Genomic DNA, 20,798 nt, shown 5'->3' on the forward strand with positions numbered 1-20,798 from the left:
GGATCGCCCCGAGAGTGGACACGTGGATGGGGATGGGGATGGGGGCGTGGACGCGGAGGGGCGGAGGACGTCGGTCGGTGAGCCGGGGACGTGGGGCGACGTCGGGGATGTCAGCGGCCGCCGGCGGAGGGGCCGGCGTCGTCGCCGGCACGGAGGTCGGTGCGGAGGTCGAAGATGACGCGGCGCAGGTCGGCGATGGCCTCGTCCAGGCCGTTCAGCGCGCACATGACCCGCTCGGCCGCGTACCGGTCGGCGATCATCGGCAGCGCGCCGTGCAGGTGCAGGCTGACGCCGAACAGCCGGTGCGTCACCTGGTCGGCCAGGTCGTGGGCGATGCGATCGGGGTCGGCGCTCAGCTGCCTGGCCACCTCTCCGGCCGCGTCTATGGTCGCGGCGATCTCCTCCACCCCGCCGGCCTCGGCGGCGACGACCGTCTCAGTGGCGAAAGCACGCCCTGTGTGTTGTCGTCGGCGTGTCATGTCCCACCGCTCCACGCACACATCCATCCGTCGTCGCTATTACCTTTGTCGCCCTACCCCCATATTCGATTACCGACGCGCCGAATAGCATATTTTGTAAATCTTTGGTGTCGCTCAATGGGGTGTGTCCCGTGGTGGGTCCCGGGGGGACTCACAGCGCCCGCAGGTGCCCCCGCGGACCCCGTTCAGGCCGGGCGCCCGCCGCCGTACGGGCGGGAGGCGAGGGAGAAGGGGGACACGGCGGGCCAGCGGGACGGAACGTGATCCGGTGCCCGGTCACGTGCCGGACGTCGATGAGGACGGCCGTCCCGCCGCCGCCCGTCTCGACCGTCCGGACCACGCCGACCGCCGTCACCTCCCAGCCGCCGCCCGGCGGTTCGCCGAGCCCGTCCGCGTGCAGCGCCACCACGCCGTCGTACGCCGGCGCCTCCCGCAGTGCCATGGTCAGCCCGGCCCCGTCGTCCAGATCGAGCCGGACCGTTCCGCCGCGCACCCGGTAGCGCACCACCCGTACCGCGGGCAGCCCGCGCTCGGTGAACACCAGCCTGCCGACCCGCGCCGAGGCCAGCCGGTCCATCGCCTGCCGCCACGACAGGACCATGGGAGCGGGGTCCGGGTCCCGCTCGGGTACCGGTTCCGTCCGGTGGGACGGGTCGTCAGCGTTCATACCGCCAGCCTTTTTCCACCGCGGCCCCCGTTCCAGGGAAGAAGGTCCCCGCGCGGGGGGACGCAGGACCCTGACGCCGGAGGGCCACCGGACCCCTGGAGCGCGCCGGTCCACGGTCCCTCGACCTTGCGAAACGGGCCGAACGGCCCTACCCGCGCCCCGGCCGGTGACGTGACATGGACGATACGGACGATCTTCGGGGAAGGTAGGCGGACGATCATGTCTCCGATGCTGCTGGCGGACCTGGACGGCCTCTTCGGCGCGCTGCGCGAGGCCGGCCACACCGTCGTCGGGCCGACCTTCCGGGACGGCGCCATCGTCCTGGACGAGCTGTCGTCCCCCGAGGACCTGCCGCACGGGTGGGGCGTCTCGCTCGCCCCGGGCGCCTACCGGGTGCGGCGGCGCGAGGATCGCGCGGCCTTCGGGCATTCGGCGGGACCGCAGTCGTGGAAGCCGTTCCTGCACCGGCCGCGGGTGCGGCTCTGGTCGGCGGACCGCACCGAGGACGGGTTCGAGGTCGACGACCGGCCCGAGGAGGCGCCCCGCTACGCGTTCCTGGGCGTGCGCCCGTGCGATCTGCGGGCGATCCTCGTCCAGGACCGGGTCCTGATGGGCGGCGAGTACGCCGACACCTCGTACCGGAGGCGCCGCGAGCAGGTCTTCATCGTGGCGGTCAACTGCACCGAGCCGGGCGAGACGTGCTTCTGCGCGTCCATGGGGACCGGCCCGGAGGCGGGCCCCGGCCACGACCTCGTCCTCACCGAGCTGGTGGACGGCGACGGGCCGCCCCGCTACCTGGCCGAGTCCGGTTCGGACGCCGGGGCGCGGCTCCTGGACGGCCTGGCGGCCGAGCCCGCCGGGCGGGACGACCGGGACCGGGGCCGGGCGGAGGTCGCCGCCGCGGCCGGGCGGATGGGCCGGGAGATGCCCGCGGTCGACATGCGCGACCTGATGAAGGAGACCCTGGACTCGCCGCAGTGGGACGACGTCGCCGGCCGCTGCCTGACGTGCGGCAACTGCACGATGGTCTGCCCGACCTGCTTCTGCACCACGACCGAGGACGTCACCGACCTCACCGGCGACCACGCCGAGCGGTGGCAGCGCTGGGACTCGTGCTACGACCTGGAGTTCTCCGGCCTGCACGGAGGGAGCGTGCGGGGCTCGCCGCGCAGCCGGTACCGCCAGTGGCTCACCCACAAGCTCGGCACCTGGTACGACCAGTTCGGCTCGTCCGGCTGCGTGGGCTGCGGCCGGTGCATCGTCTGGTGCCCGGTCGGCATCGACCTGACCGTCGAGGCGGCGGCCCTGAACGAGGAGCGTGAGGCGGCCCTCGACGCGGAGCGTGAGGCGGCGGCCGGGGAGTCCGCGGCGCGGCCCGGCGGCCCGGCGGGCGGTGCGTCGTGACCGAGATCGTGGTGGGGGTCGACGGATCGGAGGGCGGCCTGGTCGCGGCCGAGTGGGCGGCGGCGGAGGCGGTCCTGCGGGACGTGCCGCTGCGGGTCGTGTACGCGGTGGCGCCCTGGCTGTTCGACGTTCCGGTGGACCCCCGGATCGGGTCCGTCCGGGAATGGATGCACAAGAACGCCGAGGAGGTCGTCCAGGAGGCCGTCAACCGGGCCCGGGCCCGGTTCCACGCGCTGGGCGTCCACGAGGCGCGGGTGTCGGGCGGCCAGGTCGGCGGGCAGCCCGCGGCCGTGCTGATCAAGGAGGCGGAGGGGGCCGCCATGGTCGTGGTGGGCAGCCACGGCGCGGGCGGCCTGAGCGGCCTGCTGATGGGGTCGGTGGCGCTGCAGGTCGTGTCGCACGCGCCGTGCCCGGCCGTGGCGGTGCGCGTGGACCGGGCGAGAGCCGAGGCCACCCCGCCGGCCGACCGGGAGGCCGACCGGGACGCGACCACGGAGACGACCGCGGACGCGGGCGCGGACGCGGGCTCGGAGGCGGCCGGGTCCCGGGAGGACGAGGCCGGCGAGCCTGCCGCGAAGCCGTGGCGGCGGATGCGGCGGGTCCCGGAGCACGGGGAGCACGGGGAGATCGTCGTCGGAGTGGACGGCTCGGAGGGGAGCGCGGCGGCGCTGGCCTTCGCCTTCGAGGAGGCGGCGCTCCGGGACGCCCGGCTCCGGGTGGTCCTCGCGTGGACCCATCCCGAACCGGCCGGCCCCGGGGGCGTCGAGCCGCTCGTGTACGACGTGGACGCGGTCGGCGAGGAGCAGGAACGGGCCCTGGCCGAGTTCGTCGCGGGCGGGCAGGCCGACTTCCCCGACGTCCCGCTGACCCGGCAGGTGGTGCGGGCCCGCCCGGCCCGCGCCCTGGCCGAGGCGTCGGACCGGGCCGATCTGCTGGTGGTGGGCACCCGCGGGCGCGGCGGCTTCACCGGTCTGCTGCTCGGCTCGGTCGGGCACGCCCTGGTCCACCGCGCCCGCCGCCCGGTCGCGGTGGTGCCGCCATGGAGACGATGACCCCGGTCCCGTACCGGGTCGCGACCCGGTGGCGGGAGACCGGCGACACCGTCACCCTGCGGCTGGAGCCGCTGGGGCGGCCGATCGGCGAGCCGCGGCCCGGCCAGTTCACGATGATGTACGCCTTCGGGATCGGCGAGGTCCCGATCTCGGTGAGCCGGGCCGTCCCGATCGAGCAGACGGTCCGGGCGGCCGGCGCGGTCACCCGGGCGATCCACGGCACCCGGACGGGCGGGGTGCTCGGCCTGCGCGGACCGTACGGCACCGGCTGGGACCTGGACGGCGCGCGCGGCCGTGACCTGGTGTTCGCGGGCGGCGGGATCGGGCTGGCGCCGCTGCGGGCGGCGGTGCTCCGCGCGCTGGCCGACCGGGACGCCTACGGGCGGGTGGCGGTGCTGATCGGCGCCCGGAGCCCGCGGGACCTGCTCTACGCGGCCGAACTCGACCGGTGGCGGGCCCGCGGCGCCCGGGTCGAGGTCACCGTGGACCGCGCCGGGGCCGGCTGGACCGGCCATGTCGGCCTGATCACCGCGCTGGTCGACCGGGCGGAGGTCGATCCGGCCCGCGCCGCCGCCTTCGTCTGCGGGCCCGAGATCATGATGCGGCTCACCGCCGAGGCGCTGGTCGCCCGCGGCGTCCCGGCCGCCGACGTGCGGCTCTCGCTGGAACGCAACATGCGCTGCGGCGTCGCCTGGTGCGGCCACTGCCAGCTCGGCCCGCTGCTGCTGTGCCGGGACGGCCCTGTCGTCGCCTACGAGACGGCCGCGCCGCTGATGGCCGTGAAGGAGCTGTGATGGCCGAGGGGAGACCGCGGCTGGCGGTGTGGAAGTTCGCGTCCTGCGACGGCTGCCAGCTCACGCTGCTGGACTGCGAGGACGAGCTGCTGGAGCTGGCCGGGCAGGTCGAGATCGCGCACTTCCTGGAGGCGTCGGACGCCGTGGCGGACGGCCCGTACGACGTGTCGCTGGTGGAGGGGTCGGTGTCGACGCCCGCCGACCGCGAGCGCATCCGGCACGTCCGGGAGATCTCCCGGACGCTGGTGACCATCGGGGCGTGCGCGACCGCCGGCGGCGTCCAGGCGCTGCGCAACTTCGCCGACGTGCGCGAGTTCGCCTCGGTCGTCTACGCCCGGCCCGAGTACGTCGCGACCCTGGCGCGCTCGACGCCGATCGCCGCGCACGTCCCGGTCGACTTCGAGCTCCAGGGCTGCCCGATCGACCGGCGCCAGCTCCTGGAGGTGCTGACGGCGTTCCTGCTCGGCCGCAGGCCCGACATCCCCGACCACAGCGTCTGCTTCGAGTGCAAGCGGCGCGGCACCGTCTGCGTCATGGTCGCCAAGGGAACGCCCTGCCTGGGCCCGATCACCCATGCCGGCTGCGGCGCGATCTGCCCCGCGTACGGGCGGGGCTGCTACGGCTGCTTCGGGCCCTCGCCCGCCTGGAGCGGGGCCCGGCCCAACACCCGGGCGCTGCTGCCCTGGCTGGACATGACCCCGGACGAGACCCGGCGGGTGCTGTCCACGTTCAACGTCACCGCCTTCCGCGAGGAGCGGGAAGAGGAGCAGGACCATGACCCACCGGCATGACCGCACGCTGAACGTCGGCGCCCTGGCCCGGGTGGAGGGCGAGGGCGCGATGTACGTCCGGGTCCGCGGCACCCGGGTCGAGGAGGTGCGGCTGGACATCTACGAGCCGCCCCGCTTCTTCGAGGCGTTCTTACGCGGGCGCGCGCACACCGAGCCGCCCGACATCACGGCCCGGATCTGCGGGATCTGCCCGGTCGCGTACCAGACCAGCGCGTGCCGGGCGATCGAGGCGGCCTGCGGCGTGACCGTGGACGGGCCGCTGAACGACCTGCGGCGGCTGCTGTACTGCGGCGAGTGGATCGAGAGCCACGCCCTGCACATCTACCTGCTCCACGCGCCCGACTTCCTCGGCTACCCGGGGGCGGTCGAGATGGCCCGCGACCACCGGGACGTCGTGCAGCGGGGGCTGCGGCTGAAGAAGGCCGGGAACACGGTCATGGAGATGCTCGGGGGCCGGGCCATCCACCCCGTGAACGTCCGGGTGGGCGGCTTCTACCGGGTCCCGTCCCGGGCCGAGCTGGAGCCGCTGGCCGGGATCCTGCGGGCCGCGCTCGACGACGCGCTGGCCACGGTGCGCTGGGCGGCGGGCTTCGACTTCCCCGACTTCACCCATCCGCACGACCATCTGGCCCTGACGGGCGACCGGTACCCCATCGAGGGCGGGACCCCGCGGACCGGCTCGGGGCGCTCGTTCGCCCCGGACGCCTTCGAACGGCACGTCACCGAGCACCAGGTGCCGTACTCGACCGCGCTGCACGCCCGGCTCGACGGCGGCGGCCGGTACCTGACCGGCCCGCTCGCCCGCTACGCGCTCAACCGGGACCGCCTGTCGCCGCTGGCCCTGGAGGCCGCCGCGCTCGCGGGCCTGGGCGCCGAGTGCCGCAACCCGTTCCAGAGCATCCTGGTCCGCGCGGTCGAGGTGGTGTACGCGATCGACGAGGCGCTCCGCCTGATCGGCGCGTACGAGCCCCCGGACCGGCCGTCGGTGCCCGTACCGCCCCGCGAGGGCACCGGGCACGGGGTGAGCGAGGCCCCGCGCGGCCTGCTCTACCACCGGTACGCGCTCGACGCCGCCGGGCTGATCACCGCGGCCCGGATCGTGCCGCCCACCTCGCAGAACCAGGCCGCGATCGAGGAGGACCTGCGGCGGTTCGTCGCCGGGAGCCTGCACCTGGACGACGAGCGGCTGGCGCGGCGGTGCGAGCAGGCCATCCGCAACTACGACCCGTGCATCTCCTGCTCCACCCACTTCCTCGACCTCACCGTCGAGCGGTCATGACCGGGGGCGCGGCGGACCGGGCCGCACGGCGCGGACGGGTCGTCATCGGCGTGGGCAACCCCTTCCGCCGCGACGACGGCGCCGGGCCCGCGGTCGTCGAGGCGCTGCGCGGCCGGATCGCGGCCACGCCGGCCGTGACCGACGGCGAGCCCGCCCGCCTCATCGAACTCTGGGCCGGTGCCGCGCTCGCCGTCGTCGTCGACGCGGTGCGCGCGGACCCGCCGCGTCCCGGACGGGTGCACGAGCAGGCGCTGGAGGCGGTCGGGCGGGACGGGCTCGACCCGCCCGCGAGCAGCCATGCCCTCGGCCTGGAGCACGCCGTGGAGCTGGGAACGGCCCTGGACCGCATGCCCGTCCGGCTCCGCGTCTACGCCATCGAGGGGGCCGACTTCGATTTCGGGGTCGGGCTGACACCCGAGGTGGAGGCGGCCGTGGCGACCGTCGCCGCACGCGTCGAGGCCCTGCTGCGCGACCCCGCCGACGCGCCCCCGGCACGTTGACTTGCGGCGAGTCGTCCCCTCGGGGCCGCCCAAGGCAGCAACTCGCCGCAAGTCAACGTCGGTCACGCGGCCGGCGCCGGATGGAACGGGCCGCTTCGCCAGGTGGGCAGCGGCCGCTTGCCGGTCGCCGTCTCGTAGGCGGCCGAGGCCAGCAGGGTCGTGGAGGGCAGCGTCGGCAGCGGGGACACCTCGGGAGTGATCAGCAGGGGGATCTCGGTGCACACGAGGGCGACCGCGTCACACCCCTCGGCCTGGAACCCCTCGATGATCCGGACATACTCGCGCCGCGCCCGGTCGGTGAACAGCCCGTTCACCAGCTCCCCGAAGATGATCTCGTCGACGATGAGGCGGTCCGCGGCCTCGGGCAGCCGGCATTCGATGCCGTGCGCGGCGAGGGCGCGCGGGTAGAGCGTCCCGCCCATCAGGTACTTGGTGCCCAGCACTCCCACCCGCTTGCGCCCTTCCAGGGCGGCACGCTCGGCGACCACCTCGGCGATGTGCAGCCCCGGCAGCGCCAGCTCCGGTCCCGGCGCCTCGAGGGCCAGATGGGCGGTGTTGTCCGGGCAGACGAAGAAGTCGGCGCCGGCCTGAGCCAGGCGCCGCACGCTGGTGGCCAGGATCTCCCGGATGGCCGGGTGGTCCCCGTCCTCCCACGCCTGCATGCTGTGCCCCATGGCCACGCAGTCGAGGGTGACGTCGGGGTGCATATGCGGGCCGAGATCCTCAAAGCCCTTCCTGCAGAAGGTCAGGAAGCACATTGATGCGCCCTCGGCGCTGTGCGCCAGGATGCCGGCGTGTCGCATGCTCGTCCCTTGATGATCGCGGAGTCTTCACATGCATGATCCACGATCTTGATGTCGCCGCAAAGCCCCCGGCGGCTGACACCTCTCACCACGGGCGGCGACCGCTCACAAAAGGGTCCGACGTCGGTCAGCGGGGCCGATCGGGTGGCGGGCCCTCCCGCGGTCCGGCCTGCGGTCCGGTCGGTTTGCCGGACAGCGTGGCCAGCCGCTCCCGGTACTCGGCGGTGTCGATCTCGCCCCGGGCGTACCGCTCCGCCAGGATGTTCCGGCCCTCCTCCAGGCCGTCGCCGTTCCGTCCACCGGGCGGCCCACCGGGCCGCTCGCCGTACGTGGGCGGGGCGTGGGGCGGCGGAGCGGGCGGGGGCGGCGGGGAGCCGCCGTTCCGGCCGGTCGCCCTGGTGATCAGGGCGAGCGCGACGCCCAGCCCCACCAGCGCGAGCACGACGATGAACACCCAGAACCCCATCATCCAGCCCCAGCCCCAGCCGCCGTCGCCCATGTGACCCCAGCCGTCCTGGTCGGCGAGGACGGCGCCGATCGCGTAGATGGCCATCGTTCACCTCCCGCTTCGTCTCCACTATCCGCCCGTGCCGGGGCCCTGCCGGAGGGCCGAAGGTCCCCCCGGCCGCGCCGAGGGTCCTGATCCGGGGCTCATCGCCGGTGCCGGCCGTGCGCGGGGACGGTGTCGTCCTCGTCGTAGTCCAGCCGGTTGACCACGTCCACCACGCCGTCGATCGAGGCCGTCAGCCGTTCGGCGAGCGGGACGAGGCTCGCCCGGGAGACCCGCCCCCGCAGGGTCACCACGCCGTCGCGCACGTCGGCCTCCACCATCGCCGGGTCCAGCCACAGGCTCTGGATGACGATCTCGTGGATGACCTCCTCGTGGATCTGGGCGTCCGGCTTGAGGAAGACCCGCAGCAGGTCGGCGCGGCTGACCACGCCCACGAGCCGGCCCTCCGGGTCCACCACCGGCAGCCGCTTGAACCCGTGCTCGGACAGCGTGCGCCCCGCCTCCACGATCGTGGCGTCCGGTGTGGTGGTCACCGCCGGGGCGGTCATCACCTCCCCGGCCGTCCCCGCGTCACCCCTGAACCGCGTCGCCCGCGCGAGCCCGGGCAGGATCGTCCGGCGGCGCGCCCCGGCGCCGACCGCCGCCTCCTCCTCCTTGCGGAGCAGGTCGGCCTCGGTGACCACGCCCACGACCCCGCCGTCGTCGTCGACCACGGGCACGCCGCTGATCCGGTGCTCGGCGAGCGTGGAGACGACCTGCCGGAACGGGGTGCCCGGACGTACGGACACCACCTCGGAGGTCATCACCTGGCGCACCGTCGGTCGTCTCATGCGATCAGGGTCCGTCCGGGCGGCGGCGGGGGCCAGCGACCGAAGTCCCGAGCCCGCGGGCCGAAGGTCCCCGGGAGGAAGGTCCCCGCCCGGGTGGACCTTCGGCCCTGGTTCCGGCCGCCCGCGGGGTGATGCGCTGGAGGACGATCCACCCGGATCCGGCGAGGAGGGGTGCCATGGGATCGATGTGGCCACGGTCCACCGTGACGGACCGGAGGGCAGAGGACGCGCGACGTGCCGTCGAGGCGGCGGTGTGGGCCCCGTCGGTCCACAACACCCAGCCGTGGCGGTTCGGGTTGCGCGGGACCCGGATCGGCCTGCGCGCCGACCCCGACCGGCGCCTGGAGGTCGCCGACCCCGAGGGCCGGGAGATGCTGATCAGCTGCGGCGCGGCGCTGTTCACGCTGCGCGTCGCGATCCGGGCGCTCGGCCACGAGGCCGAGGTGCACGTCCTCCCCGATCCCGACCGCCCGCATCTGCTGGCGGACGTGCACGTCGGCGCCCGCATCGAGGAGGACGAGGACGCCCGGCGGCTGTACGCGGTGGTCCGGCGGCGGCGCACGCACCGCGGCGCGTTCCGGCCGGACCCGGTGCGGCCCTCGCTGCTGTCGGCGATGAAGCTGGAGGCCGAACGCGAGGGCGTCCGGCTGATCCAGGTCGTGGAGACGCACACCCAGCTGGCGCTCGCGGGCCTCACCCAGGCCGCCGAGCACATCCAGCAGATGAGCCCCGCGTACGCCGGCGAGGCGGCGCGCTGGGCGCCGGCCCCCGGCAGCAGGCGCGCCGACGGCGTCCACGAGGTCTCCTACCCCTCGCGGCCCCCGCACACCGAACCCGACTTCGCCGCCCGGGACTTCGCCCGCGGCCACGGCTGGGGAGCCCGCGAGGAGCCCGGCCACGAGCCCGGCAACGAGCCCGGCGGGGAAGGCGGCGGTGGGCAGGCGGCCGGTGCGCCCCGGCCGGTGACCGGGCTGGTCATCCTGGTCGCCACGCCGGACGACACCCCGCTGGACTGGCTGCGGGCCGGGCAGGCGCTGCAGCGGGCGCTGCTGCGCGCGACGGCCGAGGCCGACCTGGCCGCCGCGTTCCACACCCAGCCACTGGAGATCCCCGAGTTCCGCGAGTTCATCGGCAGGCGGTTCTGCAACGGCCACCACCCGCAGATGCTGATGCGGCTGGGCGTCCCCGACGGCCCCGTCCTCACCACCGTCCGCCGCCCCGCCGAAGAGGTCGTCTACGAGGAGACCTGAGCGGTGAACCGGGCGACGACGGCAGGGAACGCGACCATCGCCGGGACCGCGGCGGCCGCGACGATCTCCAAGGCCGGGGAGGCCGGAGCCCCGGCCAACCTGACCGACTACGAACGGACCCGCGCGCGGTTCTCCTGGAGCGACGCCCGGGCGCTGCTGGACGGGCTGCCGGGCGGGCGCGGGCTCAACATCGCCCACGAGGCGGTGGACCGGCACGCGGCCGGGCCGCGCGCCGGGACCGTGGCGCTGCGCTGCCTGGACCGCGCCGGCGCGGTCACCGAGCTGACGTACGCGGAACTGGCCGCCGAGAGCGCCCGGTTCGCCAACGCGCTGCGGGCGCTGGGAGTGGGCCGCGGCGAACGTGTCTTCTCCCTTCTGGGAAGGGTCCCGGAGCTGTACGCCACGGCGCTGGGCACGTTGAAGAACACCAGCGTGTTCTCGCCGCTGTTCCCGGCGTTCGGCCCGGAGCCGATCGCCGAACGGCTGCGGCTGGGCGGGGGCCGGGCGCTGGTGACCAGCCCCGAGTTGTACGAGCGGAAGGTGGCCCCGATCCGGGCGGAGCTGCCGGACCTGGCGCACGTGCTCCTGGTCGGGGCCGCCCCCGACGACCCGGGCCCCGCCGGCACGATCCCGTACCGGGCGGTGACCGAGGCGGTCGCGCCGCTCTTCGAGATCCCGCCGACCGACCCCGAGGACATGGCGCTGCTGCACTTCACCAGCGGCACGACGGGCCGTCCCAAGGGCGCGGTGCACGTCCACGAGGCGGTGGTCGCCCACCACGCGACGGCCGCGTACGCCCTGGACCTGCGCGCCGGGGACGTGTTCTGGTGCACCGCCGACCCTGGCTGGGTGACCGGGACCTCGTACGGGATCGTCGCCCCGCTCACCCACGGCGCGACGCTGCTGGTGGACGCCGCCGAGTTCGAGGCGGCGCGCTGGTACCGGACGCTGGAGGAGCAGCGGGTCACCGTCTGGTACACCGCGCCGACCGCGCTGCGGATGCTGATGCGGCACGGGACCGGTCCGGCGCGCGCCCGCGACCTGTCGGCGCTGCGGTTCGTCGCCAGCGTGGGGGAGCCGCTGAACCCCGAGGTCGTGGTGTGGGGCGCGGAGGCGCTCGGCCGGCCCGTCCACGACAACTGGTGGCAGACCGAGACCGGCGCCATCATGATCGGCAACTTCGCGGCCATGGACATCCGGCCCGGCTCGATGGGCCGCCCGCTGCCGGGGATCGAGGCCGCGCTGCTGGAGCGCGGCGCCGACGGCCGGGCGCTCGTGACCCCCGGCGGGCACGTCCGGGTCATCGACGAGCCCGGACGGGACGGGGAGCTGGCGCTGGCCCCGGGCTGGCCGTCGATGTTCCGCGGCTACCTGGACGATCCCGGGCGCTACGCCGCCTCGTTCGCCGGCGGCTGGTACCTGACCGGGGACATCGCCCGCCGCGACGAGGACGGCTACTACTGGTTCGTCGCCCGCGCCGACGACGTCATCGAGTCCGCCGGGCACCTGGTCGGCCCGTTCGAGGTCGAGAGCGTGCTGATGGAGCACCCCGCGGTCGCCGAGGCCGGGGTGATCGGCAAGCCCGACCCGATCGCCGGGGAGATCGTCAAGGCGTTCGTGACGCTGCGGCCCGGCCACCGCCCGGACGAGGCGCTGCGCCGGGAGCTGGTGGCCTTCGGCCGGCGCCGGCTGGCCTCGCTGGCCCCGAAGGAGATCGTCTTCGAGCCGCACCTGCCGCACACCCGCAGCGGGAAGGTGATGCGCAGGCTGCTGAAGGCCCGCGAGCTGGGGCTTCCCGAGGGCGACGTGTCGACCCTGGAGGAGACGCCATGACGGCCACCGGACGTCCCGCCGAGCGCGGGGAGGCGGGCGGCGGGCAGTGGGAACTGCTGCGCGGGATGCTGCTGATCCGCCGATTCGAGGAGAGGTGCGTCGAGCTCTACAGCGCCGCCAAGATCCGCGGGTTCCTGCACCTGTACATCGGCGAGGAGGCCGTCGCGGCCGGAACGCTGCGCGCCCTGACCGCCGAGGACGCGGTCGTGTCCACCTACCGCGAGCACGGCCACGCCCTGGCCCGCGGCGTCCCCGCCGAGGCGATCATGGCGGAGATGTACGGCCGGGCCACCGGCTGCAGCGGGGGCCGCGGCGGGTCGATGCACCTCTTCGACGCGGCCCGGCGCTTCTACGGAGGCCACGCCATCGTCGGCGGCGGCCTGCCGGTCGCCGTCGGGCTGGCGCTGGCCGACCGGATGCGGGGGCTCGACCGGGTCACCGCCTGCGTCTTCGGCGACGGGGCGATGGCCGAGGGCGCGTTCCACGAGTGCGTGAACCTGGCCGCGCTCTGGCGCCTGCCGGTCCTGTTCGTCTGCGAGAACAACCGGTACGCGATGGGCACCGCGCTGGCCCGCGAGCACGCCCAGACCGACCTGGCGCTGCGGGCGTCCTCGTACGGGGTGGCCTCCTGGGCCGTGGACGGCATGGACGTGCTCGCCGTCGAGGCCGCCGCGCGGCGCGCGGCCGAGGCGGTGCGCTGGGGAGGCGGGCCGCACTTCCTGGAGATGCGGACCTACCGGTACCGCGCCCACTCGATGTACGACCCCGACCTGTACCGCGGCAAGGCCGAGATCGAGGAGTGGAAGAAGCGCGACCCGATCGACGGCCTGGTCGCCCGGATGCGCGCCGGCGGCCGGATCACCGACGCCGATCTGGAGTCGCTGGAGAAGGAGATCGCGGCCGAGATCGACGCCGCCATCCGGTCCGCCGAGGACGCCCCGCTCGAACCCGTGGAGGACCTCACCCGGTTCGTCTACGCGGAGAAGGCGGGAGAGGCGGGGAAGCCGGGGAAGCCAGGGAAGGCGGGAAAGGCGGTGCGGTCATGAGCGAACCGGCGCGGACGGCCGCCAAGCGGGCGCGCAGGACACGGGCCGGAACGTCCGGAACGTCCGGGAGCCCGGGGAACCCTGGGAACCCCGCAGGAAAGGCCGCGGACGGGCGCTCGGGGAAGGCGCCCGGCACCATCACCTACCGGGAGGCGATGCGGGAGGCCATCGCCGAGGCGATCGAACGCGACGAGCGGGTCTTCCTCATGGGCGAGGACGTGGGCCGCTACGGCGGCTGCTTCGCGGTCAGCCTCGGCCTGCTGGAACGGTTCGGGCCCGAGCGGATCCGCGACACGCCCCTGTCGGAGGCCGCGTTCGTCGGCGCGGGCATCGGCGCCGCGCTGGCCGGGATGCGGCCCATCGTCGAGATCATGACGGTCAACTTCAGCCTGCTGGCGCTGGACCAGATCGTCAACAACGCCGCGACCCTCCGGCACATGTCCGGGGGGCAGTTCGGGGTGCCGCTGGTGATCCGGATGACGACCGGCGCGGGCCGCCAGCTGGCCGCCCAGCACTCGCACAGCCTGGAGGGCTGGTACGCGCACGTCCCCGGCCTGCGCATCCTGGCCCCCGCCACCGTGGAGGACGCTCGCGGCATGCTCTGGACGGCCCTGGAGGACCCCGACCCCGTCCTCCTCTTCGAGCACGGCTCCCTCTACAACGCGTCCGGCGAGCCGCCCGCCGCGGCGGGCCCGGTGGACATCGACCGGGCGGCGGTCCGGCGCCCCGGCCGCGACGTCACGCTGATCACCTACGGCGGCACGCTGCCCGGGACGCTGGCCGCGGCGGGCCGGCTCGCCGAGGACGGCATCGAGGCGGAGGTCGTCGACCTGCGCACGCTGCGCCCGCTGGACGACGAGACGATCATGGCCTCGGTCCGCCGCACCCACCGCGTCGTGATCGTCGACGAGGCGTGGCGCTCGGGCGGGCTGGCGGCCGAGGTCTCCGCCCGCGTCACCGAGCAGGCGTTCTACGACCTGGACGCCCCGGTGGAACGGGTCTGCGGGGCCGAGGTCCCCACCCCGTACGCGGCGCACCTGGAACGGGCGGCGCTGCCGGGGCCCGACGACATCGCGGCGGGCGCGCGGCGGGCGGTGCGCAACGATGCCTGAGTTCACGATGCCGTCCCTGGGAGCGGACATGGACGAGGGCACCCTGGTGGAGTGGCGGGTCGCGCCGGGCGACCGGGTCCGGCACGGTGACGTCGTCGCCGTGGTCGACACCGCCAAGGCCGCCATCGAGGTCGAGTGCTTCGCCGACGGCCTCGTCGACCGGCTCCTGGTCGAGCCCGGCACGACCGTCCCGGTCGGCACGCCGCTGGCGACCATCGTCCCGGCCGGTGCGCCCCGCCCCGAACCCGAGCCCAAGCCCGAGCCTGCCGAAGCCGCACCCGCACCCGAACCCCGGCCCACGCCCGAGCCCGAGCCCGAGGCGCCGTCCCGCGTCTCCTCGCCCCTCGTCCGGCATCTCGCCGAGGCCAAGGGCGTCGACCTGGCGCGGGTGCACGGGACCGGGCGGGGCGAGCGGATCACCCGGACCGACGTCGACCGCGCCACCGGGGCCGAGCCGAGGGCCCGCGTCACCCCGTACGCCCGGCGGCTGGCCGCCGGGTCCGGCGTCGACCTCCGCCGCGTGACCGGCACCGGGGCGCGGGGAACGATCCGCGCCGAGGACGTCCGGCGCGCCGGACGGCGTCCCGCGAAGGCCCCCGAGCCCGCGCCTCGGCCCGAGGAGCCCCGGCCCGAGGAGCCCCGGCCCGCCGCGGACAGGCGGACGGCCATGCGCCGCGCGATCGGGCGCCTGATGAGCCGGTCCAAGCGCGAGATCCCGCACTACTACGTGAGCACCACGATCGACATGTCCCCGGCCCTCTCCTGGCTGCGCGAACGCAACCGGGAACTGCCGGTGTCGCGGCGCGTCCTCCCCGCCGCGCTGCTGCTCAAGGCGAGCGCCCTGGCGGCGCGCGAGGTGCCGGAGCTGAACGGCCACTGGATCGACGACGGTTTCGTCCCGAGCGAGGCCGTCCACCTGGGAGTGGCCATCGCGCTGCGCGGCGGCGGCCTGGTCACCCCGGCGCTGCGCGACGCCGGCTTGCGGACGCCCGAGGACCTGATGGCCGCCCTCAAGGACCTCGTGGGCCGGGCCCGCGGGGGCAGGCTGCGCGGCAGCGAGCTGACCGGCGCCACCCTCACCGTCACCGACCTCGGCGACCAGGGGGTGGAGACGGTGACCGGCGTGATCTACCCGCCGCAGGTGGCGCTGGTCGGGTTCGGCAAGGTCGTGGAACGCCCCTGGGCGGTGGACGGCCTGCTCGGCGTCCGGCCCCTGGTCACCGCGACGCTGGCCGCCGACCACCGCGCCAGCGACGGCTACGGCGGCGCCCGCTACCTGGAGGCCGTCACCCGCCTGCTCCAGGACCCGGAGGGACTATGACGCCGAGCGAGACACGCGAACTGGTCACCGGGGCGCTTCAGGAGGTCGCTCCCGACCTCGGCCCGGCGGACCTGGCCGACGACGGCGCGAGCCTGCGGGACGACCTGCGGCTCGACTCGCTGGACTTCCTGAACTTCGTGGAGGCCCTCGGTGACCGCACGGGCCTCCGGATCGAGGAGGACGACTACCCCCGGCTCGCCACGGTCGGGGACTGCGTCGCCTACCTCGCCGGAGACCGGAGGACGCCGCCCGGCGAGCCGCCCCCGGAGAACCGGTGAGCCGCCCCTGGCGGACGGGGACCACCGGACGGGATGTGCCGTTGGTCCCACCGGCGGCGGACCAAGTCCTCTGCGTCCGGGAACGGGGGCGTGGCGACGGTGGAGTTGAGGGGCGGCGCCGGACACCGCCCGGGAGCGGGGGAGGCGCGAGATGACGCAGTCCGACCTGGTCGCGCGGTTCCATGAGATCGGCCGCGGGGACGTCGCCCTGGTCGGCGGCAAGAACGCCGGGCTCGGTGAGATGACCCGCGAGCTGGCGGGGGCGGGGGTCCGCGTACCGGAGGGCTTCGCGGTCACCGCCGCCGCGTACCGCCTGTTCGTGGCCTCCGGTGACCTGCGCGCCCCCATCGCCGCCCAGCTGGCCCGGCTGCGCCATGGCGCGCCGCTTCCCGAGGCGGGCGCGGCCGTGCGCGCCCGCATCCTGGAGACCGAGCTCCCGCACGAGGTCGTCGTGGCCGTCCGCGCCGCGTACCACGAGCTGGGCGGGATCACCGGCGAGCGCGACCCGGTCGTGGCGGTCCGCAGCAGCGCCACCGCGGAGGACCTGCCCGAGGCCAGCTTCGCCGGGCAGCAGGAGTCGTTCCTCAACGTCACCGGGGAGAGGGCGCTGCTGGACGCGTGCCGGCGCTGCTACGCGTCGCTGTTCACCGACCGGGCGATCAGCTACCGCGAGGACCACGGCTTCGACCACCTGTCGGTCGCGCTGTCGATCGGCGTCCAGCGGATGGTCCGCGCCGACCTGGGCGCGGCCGGGGTGATGTTCTCCCTCGACACCGAGACCGGTTTCCCCCGCACCGTGGTGGTCAACGGCGCCTGGGGCCTGGGCGAGTCGGTCGTCGGCGGGCGGGTCGACCCCGACGAGTACGTGGTGTTCAAGCCGTTGCTGGACCGCCCCGGCCTGACCCCGATCGTGTCCGCCACCCGGGGCGGCAAGGAGATCAAGGTCGTCTACGACGCCGCCGGCGGGACCAGGACCGTCCCGGTGCTCCCGGCGGAACGGGACGTGCCCGTCCTGGCCGACGAGGAGATCCTCCGCCTGGCCCGCTGGGCCGTCGCCGTCGAGGAGCACTACGGGACGCCGATGGACATGGAGTGGGCCAAGGACGGCCGCACCGGCGAGATCTTCCTCGTCCAGGCCCGCCCGGAGACCGTCCAGGCGCGCCGGGAGGCGTCCCTGCTGCACGCCTACCGCCTGCGGGAACGGGGCGAGCGCCTGGCCGAGGGCCTGGCCGTCGGCGACGCGATCGCCGCCGCGCCGGTGTGCAACCTCGCCAGTACCGCCGACATCGGCCGTTTCGTCGACGGCGCCGTCCTGGTCACCCGCGTCACCGACCCCGACTGGGAGCCGATCATGAAGCGGGCGGCGGCGATCGTCACCGACCACGGCGGCCGGACCTCGCACGCCGCCATCGTCAGCCGGGAGCTGGGCGTGCCCGCGATCATCGGGACCGGCGGGGCCACCCGGACGCTGCGGGACGGCGACCCGGTGACGGTGTCCTGCGCCGAGGGCGACCGCGGCTACGTCTACCGGGGGCTGCTGGACTACGAGGAGCGGGAGATGGACGTCGCCTCGCTCCCGCGGACCCGTACCGCGGTGATGCTCAACCTGGCCAACCCGGCCGCCGCGTTCCGCTGGTGGCGGCTGCCCGCGGACGGCGTCGGGCTCGCCCGGATGGAGTTCGTGATCAACAACCATGTCCGGGTGCACCCCATGGCGCTGGTCCACTTCGACCGGCTGGACCGGGAGGTCCGGACGGAGATCGCCGCGCTGACCCGCGGCCACCCCGACCGGACCGAGTACTTCGTCGAGCGCCTGGCGCACGGCATCGCGCGGATCGCCGCGTCCCGCTGGCCGGACCCGGTGATCGTCCGGATGAGCGACTTCAAGACCAACGAGTACGCGCGGCTGATCGGCGGCCGGGAGTTCGAGCCGGCGGAGGAGAACCCCATGATCGGCTGGCGCGGGGCCAGCCGCTACTACACCGAGGGGTACCGGGCCGGGTTCGCGCTGGAGTGCCGGGCGATGCGCCGGGTCCGCGACACGATCGGGCTGGCCAACGTGATCCTGATGATCCCGTTCTGCCGGACGCCCGCCGAGGCCGACCGGGTGCTGGCGGTCATGGAGGAGGAGGGGCTGGTCCGGGGCCGCGACGGGCTCCAGGTGTACGTCATGGCGGAGATCCCGTCCAACATCGTCCTGGCCCGCGAGTTCGCCGCCCGGTTCGACGGCTTCTCCATCGGCAGCAACGACCTGACCCAGCTCACCCTGGGCGTGGACCGGGACTCCACCGCCCTGGCGCACCTGTTCGACGAGCGCGACCCCGCGGTCACCCGGAGCGTCGAGTCGCTCATCGCCGCCGCGCACGAGACGGGCCGCAAGGTCGGGCTGTGCGGGCAGCGTCCCAGCGACGACCCCGCGTTCGCGCGGTTCCTGGTGGAGGCCGGGATCGACTCGATCTCGGTCACCCCCGACAGCTTCCTGGTGGTCAAGGAGAACGTCGCCGCCGCCGAACGCGCCCTCGCGCGCGGGAAGGCCGGTCCGGCGGAGGAACCGGCGCCCGAGGCCAGGGCCGCCGGGTCGCGTCAGGCGCGCCCGCGCCTGTCCAGGGCGCGGCGGGCGAGGTAGGCGGCGGCGCCGGCGGCCAGCACCGCGGCCCCGGCGAGCACCGAGGTGACCGGCAGCGTGGCCGCCAGCAGCAGGCACCCGGCCAGGCCCACCACCGGGACCGCCGGCGCGGGGCGCCCCTCGTCCCGGCGCAGCGTCCAGGCCGAGGCGTTGGCGACGGCGTAGTAGAGCAGCACGCCGAAGGAGGAGAACCCGATCGCCCCGCGCAGGTCGACCGTGGCGGCCAGCACCGCCACGACCGCGCCGACGGCCAGCTCCGCGCGGTGCGGCACCGCGAACCGGGGGTGGACGGCGGCCAGGGCGCCCGGCAGGTGCCGGTCGCGGGCCATCGCCAGCGTCGTCCGCGACACCCCCAGGATCAGCGCCAGCAGCGAGCCCAGCGCGGCGACCGCCGCCCCCGCGGTGACCACCGGCACCAGCTCCGGGACGCCCGCGGCGCGTACGGCGTCGGCCAGCGGCGCCACCGCCCCCGCGAGGCGTTCCGGGCCCAGCACCGCCAGTACCGCGACGGCCACCGCCGCGTAGATCAGCAGGGTGAGGCCGAGCGCGATCGGGATGGCGCGGGGGATCGTCCGGGCCGGATCCCGCACCTCCTCGCCCAGGGTCGCGATCCGCGCGTACCCGGCGAACGCGAAGAACAGCAGCCCGGCCGCCTGGAGCACGCCCAGGAGCGTCGCGTCCCCGCCCGGCTCCAGGCGGGCCGCGTCGGCGCCCTGCCCGGTCAGGCAGGCCACCGCCACGGCCGCCAGCACCGTCACCGCCACCGCCACGATGGCCCGGGTCAGCCAGGCGCTCTTCCGGATCCCCACGTAGTTGACGCCCGTCAGCGCGAGGACCGCGACCACCGCCACCACCTGCCGGTGCTCGGGCCAGGCGTACGCGCCGACCGTCAGCGCCATCGCCGCGCACGAGGCGGTCTTGCCGACCACGAACGCCCATCCGGCCAGGTAGCCCCAGAACGGGCCCAGCCGCTCCCGCCCGTACACGTAGGTGCCGCCGGACGCCGGGTACAGCGCCGCCAGGCGGGCCGAGGAGGTGGCGTTGCAGTAGGCCACCACGGCGGCGAGGGCCAGCCCTGCCGGCAGCCACGAACCGGCCGCCGCGGCGGCGGGGGCGAACACCGCGAAGATCCCCGCCCCGATCATCGACCCCAGGCCGATCACGACCGCGTCGGCCGTGCCCAGCCGCCGGGCCGGTCTCGGCTCGGTGGCCTCTCCGCCTCGTGGGGACGGCCGTCCCATCATCGCTCCTTAACGAGGCGCGCCCGTTCGGCGCTGGTCGAACGGGCCCGACGCTATCAAGGCACCCCCCGGCGCGGCCCGCGTGCCCGGCCCAGACCCCAGCGCGGCGCGGCCCCGGGCCCGGCCGTGTTCAGACGGAGCCGGCCAGGCCCTGCTCGCGCAGCGTCCGGGACAGGGTGAGCGAGGCGGTGTGCACGGCCGGGGCCACGGCGGCCAGCCGGACCCGCCCGGCCCAGCCCGAGACCGACAGCGCGCCCAGCACGGCGCCGTCCGGGCCCAGGACGGGGCTGGCCGCGCAGACGATGCCGGCCCCGGACTCCTCGCGGTCGTAGGCCACGCCCTCCCGGCGGATCGCGTTCAGCTCCCTGGCGAGCAGGCCGGGCGCGACCGTGCTGCGCTCGCTCAGCCTGACCAGCTCGGAATCGAGGACGGCGCGGACCACCTCGGGACGGGAGAAGGCCAGGATGGCCTTGCCCACGCCGGTCACGTGCACCGGCAGCCGCCCGCCCACCTTGGACGGCAGCGGCGGGCCGCCGGGCGAGCCGAGGATCTCCACGTAGACCACCTCCCCGCCGTCCGGCACGGCCAGGTGAACGGTCTGGCGGGTGGCCTCCCGCAGGTCCGACATGAACGGCAGGGCCGCGTCGCGCAGCACCCGCGGGCGCGGCACCCGCTGCCCGATCTCGAACAGCCGCAGGCCGAGCCGCACCCGCTGCCCGCGGCGTTCCAGCAGCCCCGCCTCGGCCAGGTCCAGCGCGATCCGGTGCGCCGTCGACCGGGGGAGCCCGCTGCGGCGGGCGAGTTCGGCGGCGCCGAGATCGTCGTCCTCGGCGCGGAAGGCGCCGAGGACCGCGACGACGCGCCGCAGGTAGGAGTCACCGGACGGCATGCCGTCACTTTAGGTGACGCGTCCCGCCACGTGGGACGCGTCCGTTGCCCGCGCGGGTGGCGGGAGGCCACCCTCCAGGTACCGCCTCACCT

At 75.3% G+C, this 20,798-nt stretch carries 20 protein-coding genes; 13 read left to right on the forward strand and 7 right to left on the reverse strand.

What is annotated here, in order from left to right:
• Nucleotides 1-110: 110 nt before the first annotated feature.
• Both IW256_RS38430 and IW256_RS38435 read right to left on the reverse strand, forming a co-directional pair.
• A complete protein-coding gene (locus tag IW256_RS38430; RefSeq protein ID WP_197015620.1) occupies nucleotides 111-479 on the reverse strand; it encodes a histidine kinase dimerization/phosphoacceptor domain-containing protein in 369 nt (122 codons plus the stop codon).
• Nucleotides 480-630: 151 nt separating this feature from the next.
• Nucleotides 631-1,146 carry a pyridoxamine 5'-phosphate oxidase family protein gene (locus IW256_RS38435; RefSeq protein ID WP_197015621.1) on the reverse strand — a complete coding sequence of 172 codons (516 nt, stop codon included), beginning with the start codon at nucleotides 1,144-1,146 and terminating at the stop codon, nucleotides 631-633.
• A 228-nt stretch (nucleotides 1,147-1,374) separates the two neighbouring features.
• On the opposite strand from IW256_RS38435, the gene IW256_RS38440 reads away from it, so the two are divergent.
• The 6 genes from IW256_RS38440 to IW256_RS38465 are packed head-to-tail and all read left to right on the forward strand — an operon-like array spanning nucleotide 1,375 to nucleotide 6,966.
• Nucleotides 1,375-2,550 (forward strand): 4Fe-4S dicluster domain-containing protein, encoded by a 1,176-nt coding sequence (locus IW256_RS38440; RefSeq protein WP_231404098.1) that lies wholly within the window; start codon nucleotides 1,375-1,377, stop codon nucleotides 2,548-2,550.
• Nucleotides 2,547-3,602, forward strand: a complete 1,056-nt coding sequence (locus IW256_RS43005; RefSeq protein ID WP_197015623.1) for a universal stress protein — start codon at nucleotides 2,547-2,549, stop codon at nucleotides 3,600-3,602. The genes IW256_RS38440 and IW256_RS43005 overlap by 4 nt, the downstream gene beginning before the upstream one ends.
• The gene (locus tag IW256_RS38450) at nucleotides 3,590-4,396 is read left to right on the forward strand and encodes an FAD/NAD(P)-binding protein (protein WP_197015624.1); all 807 of its coding nucleotides are present in this window, start codon (nucleotides 3,590-3,592) and stop codon (nucleotides 4,394-4,396) included. Before IW256_RS43005 ends, IW256_RS38450 begins: the two co-directional genes overlap by 13 nt.
• Nucleotides 4,396-5,187, forward strand: coding sequence for an NADH-quinone oxidoreductase subunit B family protein (locus tag IW256_RS38455; RefSeq protein ID WP_197015625.1), 792 nt, complete (start codon nucleotides 4,396-4,398; stop codon nucleotides 5,185-5,187). Before IW256_RS38450 ends, IW256_RS38455 begins: the two co-directional genes overlap by 1 nt.
• Nucleotides 5,171-6,466, forward strand: coding sequence for a Ni/Fe hydrogenase subunit alpha (locus tag IW256_RS38460; RefSeq protein WP_197015626.1), 1,296 nt, complete (start codon nucleotides 5,171-5,173; stop codon nucleotides 6,464-6,466). The genes IW256_RS38455 and IW256_RS38460 overlap by 17 nt, the downstream gene beginning before the upstream one ends.
• Nucleotides 6,463-6,966 carry a hydrogenase maturation protease gene (locus IW256_RS38465; protein ID WP_197015627.1) on the forward strand — a complete coding sequence of 168 codons (504 nt, stop codon included), beginning with the start codon at nucleotides 6,463-6,465 and terminating at the stop codon, nucleotides 6,964-6,966. Before IW256_RS38460 ends, IW256_RS38465 begins: the two co-directional genes overlap by 4 nt.
• 62 nt (nucleotides 6,967-7,028) lie before the next feature.
• Here IW256_RS38465 and IW256_RS38470 read toward each other — a convergent pair whose 3' ends face one another.
• The 3 genes from IW256_RS38470 to IW256_RS38480 form a co-directional block, all read right to left on the reverse strand.
• On the reverse strand, nucleotides 7,029-7,769 hold the full coding sequence (locus IW256_RS38470) for an aspartate/glutamate racemase family protein (RefSeq protein ID WP_197015628.1): 741 nt from the start codon (nucleotides 7,767-7,769) through the stop codon (nucleotides 7,029-7,031).
• Nucleotides 7,770-7,896: 127 nt separating this feature from the next.
• Nucleotides 7,897-8,322: an SHOCT domain-containing protein gene (locus IW256_RS38475; protein ID WP_197015629.1), complete on the reverse strand. Its 426-nt coding sequence runs from the start codon at nucleotides 8,320-8,322 to the stop codon at nucleotides 7,897-7,899.
• A gap of 98 nt (nucleotides 8,323-8,420) precedes the next feature.
• On the reverse strand, nucleotides 8,421-9,110 hold the full coding sequence (locus IW256_RS38480) for a CBS domain-containing protein (RefSeq protein ID WP_197015630.1): 690 nt from the start codon (nucleotides 9,108-9,110) through the stop codon (nucleotides 8,421-8,423).
• A 176-nt stretch (nucleotides 9,111-9,286) separates the two neighbouring features.
• Between IW256_RS38480 and IW256_RS38485 the strand changes: the two genes are divergently transcribed.
• The 7 genes from IW256_RS38485 (at nucleotide 9,287) to ppsA (ending at nucleotide 18,576) form a co-directional block, all read left to right on the forward strand.
• A complete protein-coding gene (locus IW256_RS38485) occupies nucleotides 9,287-10,360 on the forward strand; it encodes an Acg family FMN-binding oxidoreductase (RefSeq protein WP_231404099.1) in 1,074 nt (357 codons plus the stop codon).
• 3 nt (nucleotides 10,361-10,363) lie between these two features.
• On the forward strand, nucleotides 10,364-12,193 hold the full coding sequence (acsA, locus tag IW256_RS38490) for an acetate--CoA ligase (protein ID WP_197015631.1): 1,830 nt from the start codon (nucleotides 10,364-10,366) through the stop codon (nucleotides 12,191-12,193).
• Nucleotides 12,190-13,239: a pyruvate dehydrogenase (acetyl-transferring) E1 component subunit alpha gene (pdhA, locus tag IW256_RS38495; RefSeq protein ID WP_197015632.1), complete on the forward strand. Its 1,050-nt coding sequence runs from the start codon at nucleotides 12,190-12,192 to the stop codon at nucleotides 13,237-13,239. The genes acsA and pdhA overlap by 4 nt, the downstream gene beginning before the upstream one ends.
• Nucleotides 13,236-14,351: an alpha-ketoacid dehydrogenase subunit beta gene (locus IW256_RS38500; RefSeq protein WP_197015633.1), complete on the forward strand. Its 1,116-nt coding sequence runs from the start codon at nucleotides 13,236-13,238 to the stop codon at nucleotides 14,349-14,351. Before pdhA ends, IW256_RS38500 begins: the two co-directional genes overlap by 4 nt.
• Nucleotides 14,344-15,672: a dihydrolipoamide acetyltransferase family protein gene (locus IW256_RS38505; protein WP_197015634.1), complete on the forward strand. Its 1,329-nt coding sequence runs from the start codon at nucleotides 14,344-14,346 to the stop codon at nucleotides 15,670-15,672. Before IW256_RS38500 ends, IW256_RS38505 begins: the two co-directional genes overlap by 8 nt.
• The gene (locus IW256_RS38510) at nucleotides 15,669-15,950 is read left to right on the forward strand and encodes an acyl carrier protein (RefSeq protein WP_197015635.1); all 282 of its coding nucleotides are present in this window, start codon (nucleotides 15,669-15,671) and stop codon (nucleotides 15,948-15,950) included. Before IW256_RS38505 ends, IW256_RS38510 begins: the two co-directional genes overlap by 4 nt.
• 151 nt (nucleotides 15,951-16,101) lie before the next feature.
• Complete coding sequence (gene ppsA / locus IW256_RS38515) at nucleotides 16,102-18,576, forward strand: phosphoenolpyruvate synthase (RefSeq protein WP_197015636.1); 2,475 nt, start codon at nucleotides 16,102-16,104, stop codon at nucleotides 18,574-18,576.
• Here the strand turns inward: ppsA and IW256_RS38520 are convergent.
• Together IW256_RS38520 and IW256_RS38525 are read right to left on the reverse strand one after the other, a co-directional pair.
• Complete coding sequence (locus IW256_RS38520; RefSeq protein ID WP_197015637.1) at nucleotides 18,534-19,817, reverse strand: APC family permease; 1,284 nt, start codon at nucleotides 19,815-19,817, stop codon at nucleotides 18,534-18,536. The genes ppsA and IW256_RS38520 overlap by 43 nt on opposite strands.
• A gap of 130 nt (nucleotides 19,818-19,947) precedes the next feature.
• On the reverse strand, nucleotides 19,948-20,706 hold the full coding sequence (locus IW256_RS38525) for an IclR family transcriptional regulator (protein ID WP_197015638.1): 759 nt from the start codon (nucleotides 20,704-20,706) through the stop codon (nucleotides 19,948-19,950).
• Nucleotides 20,707-20,798: the final 92 nt, after the last annotated feature.

The sequence above is a fragment of the Actinomadura viridis genome (genome assembly GCF_015751755.1).
In the GTDB taxonomy this organism is placed as follows: domain Bacteria; phylum Actinomycetota; class Actinomycetes; order Streptosporangiales; family Streptosporangiaceae; genus Spirillospora; species Spirillospora viridis.

Excerpts from the sequence above, each read along its gene's own strand:
- IW256_RS38430 (WP_197015620.1), bottom strand. The coding sequence starts at position 479 with ATGACACGCCGACGACAACACACAGGGCGTGCTTTCGCCACTGAGACG.
- IW256_RS38435 (WP_197015621.1), bottom strand. The coding sequence starts at position 1,146 with ATGAACGCTGACGACCCGTCCCACCGGACGGAACCGGTACCCGAGCGG.
- IW256_RS38440 (WP_231404098.1), top strand. The coding sequence starts at position 1,375 with ATGCTGCTGGCGGACCTGGACGGCCTCTTCGGCGCGCTGCGCGAGGCC.
- IW256_RS38450 (WP_197015624.1), top strand. The coding sequence starts at position 3,590 with ATGGAGACGATGACCCCGGTCCCGTACCGGGTCGCGACCCGGTGGCGG.
- IW256_RS38455 (WP_197015625.1), top strand. The coding sequence starts at position 4,396 with ATGGCCGAGGGGAGACCGCGGCTGGCGGTGTGGAAGTTCGCGTCCTGC.
- IW256_RS38460 (WP_197015626.1), top strand. The coding sequence starts at position 5,171 with ATGACCCACCGGCATGACCGCACGCTGAACGTCGGCGCCCTGGCCCGG.
- IW256_RS38465 (WP_197015627.1), top strand. The coding sequence starts at position 6,463 with ATGACCGGGGGCGCGGCGGACCGGGCCGCACGGCGCGGACGGGTCGTC.
- IW256_RS38470 (WP_197015628.1), bottom strand. The coding sequence starts at position 7,769 with ATGCGACACGCCGGCATCCTGGCGCACAGCGCCGAGGGCGCATCAATG.
- IW256_RS38475 (WP_197015629.1), bottom strand. The coding sequence starts at position 8,322 with ATGGCCATCTACGCGATCGGCGCCGTCCTCGCCGACCAGGACGGCTGG.
- IW256_RS38480 (WP_197015630.1), bottom strand. The coding sequence starts at position 9,110 with ATGAGACGACCGACGGTGCGCCAGGTGATGACCTCCGAGGTGGTGTCC.
- IW256_RS38485 (WP_231404099.1), top strand. The coding sequence starts at position 9,287 with ATGGGATCGATGTGGCCACGGTCCACCGTGACGGACCGGAGGGCAGAG.
- pdhA (WP_197015632.1), top strand. The coding sequence starts at position 12,190 with ATGACGGCCACCGGACGTCCCGCCGAGCGCGGGGAGGCGGGCGGCGGG.
- IW256_RS38500 (WP_197015633.1), top strand. The coding sequence starts at position 13,236 with ATGAGCGAACCGGCGCGGACGGCCGCCAAGCGGGCGCGCAGGACACGG.
- IW256_RS38505 (WP_197015634.1), top strand. The coding sequence starts at position 14,344 with ATGCCTGAGTTCACGATGCCGTCCCTGGGAGCGGACATGGACGAGGGC.
- IW256_RS38510 (WP_197015635.1), top strand. The coding sequence starts at position 15,669 with ATGACGCCGAGCGAGACACGCGAACTGGTCACCGGGGCGCTTCAGGAG.
- ppsA (WP_197015636.1), top strand. The coding sequence starts at position 16,102 with ATGACGCAGTCCGACCTGGTCGCGCGGTTCCATGAGATCGGCCGCGGG.
- IW256_RS38520 (WP_197015637.1), bottom strand. The coding sequence starts at position 19,817 with ATGGGACGGCCGTCCCCACGAGGCGGAGAGGCCACCGAGCCGAGACCG.
- IW256_RS38525 (WP_197015638.1), bottom strand. The coding sequence starts at position 20,706 with ATGCCGTCCGGTGACTCCTACCTGCGGCGCGTCGTCGCGGTCCTCGGC.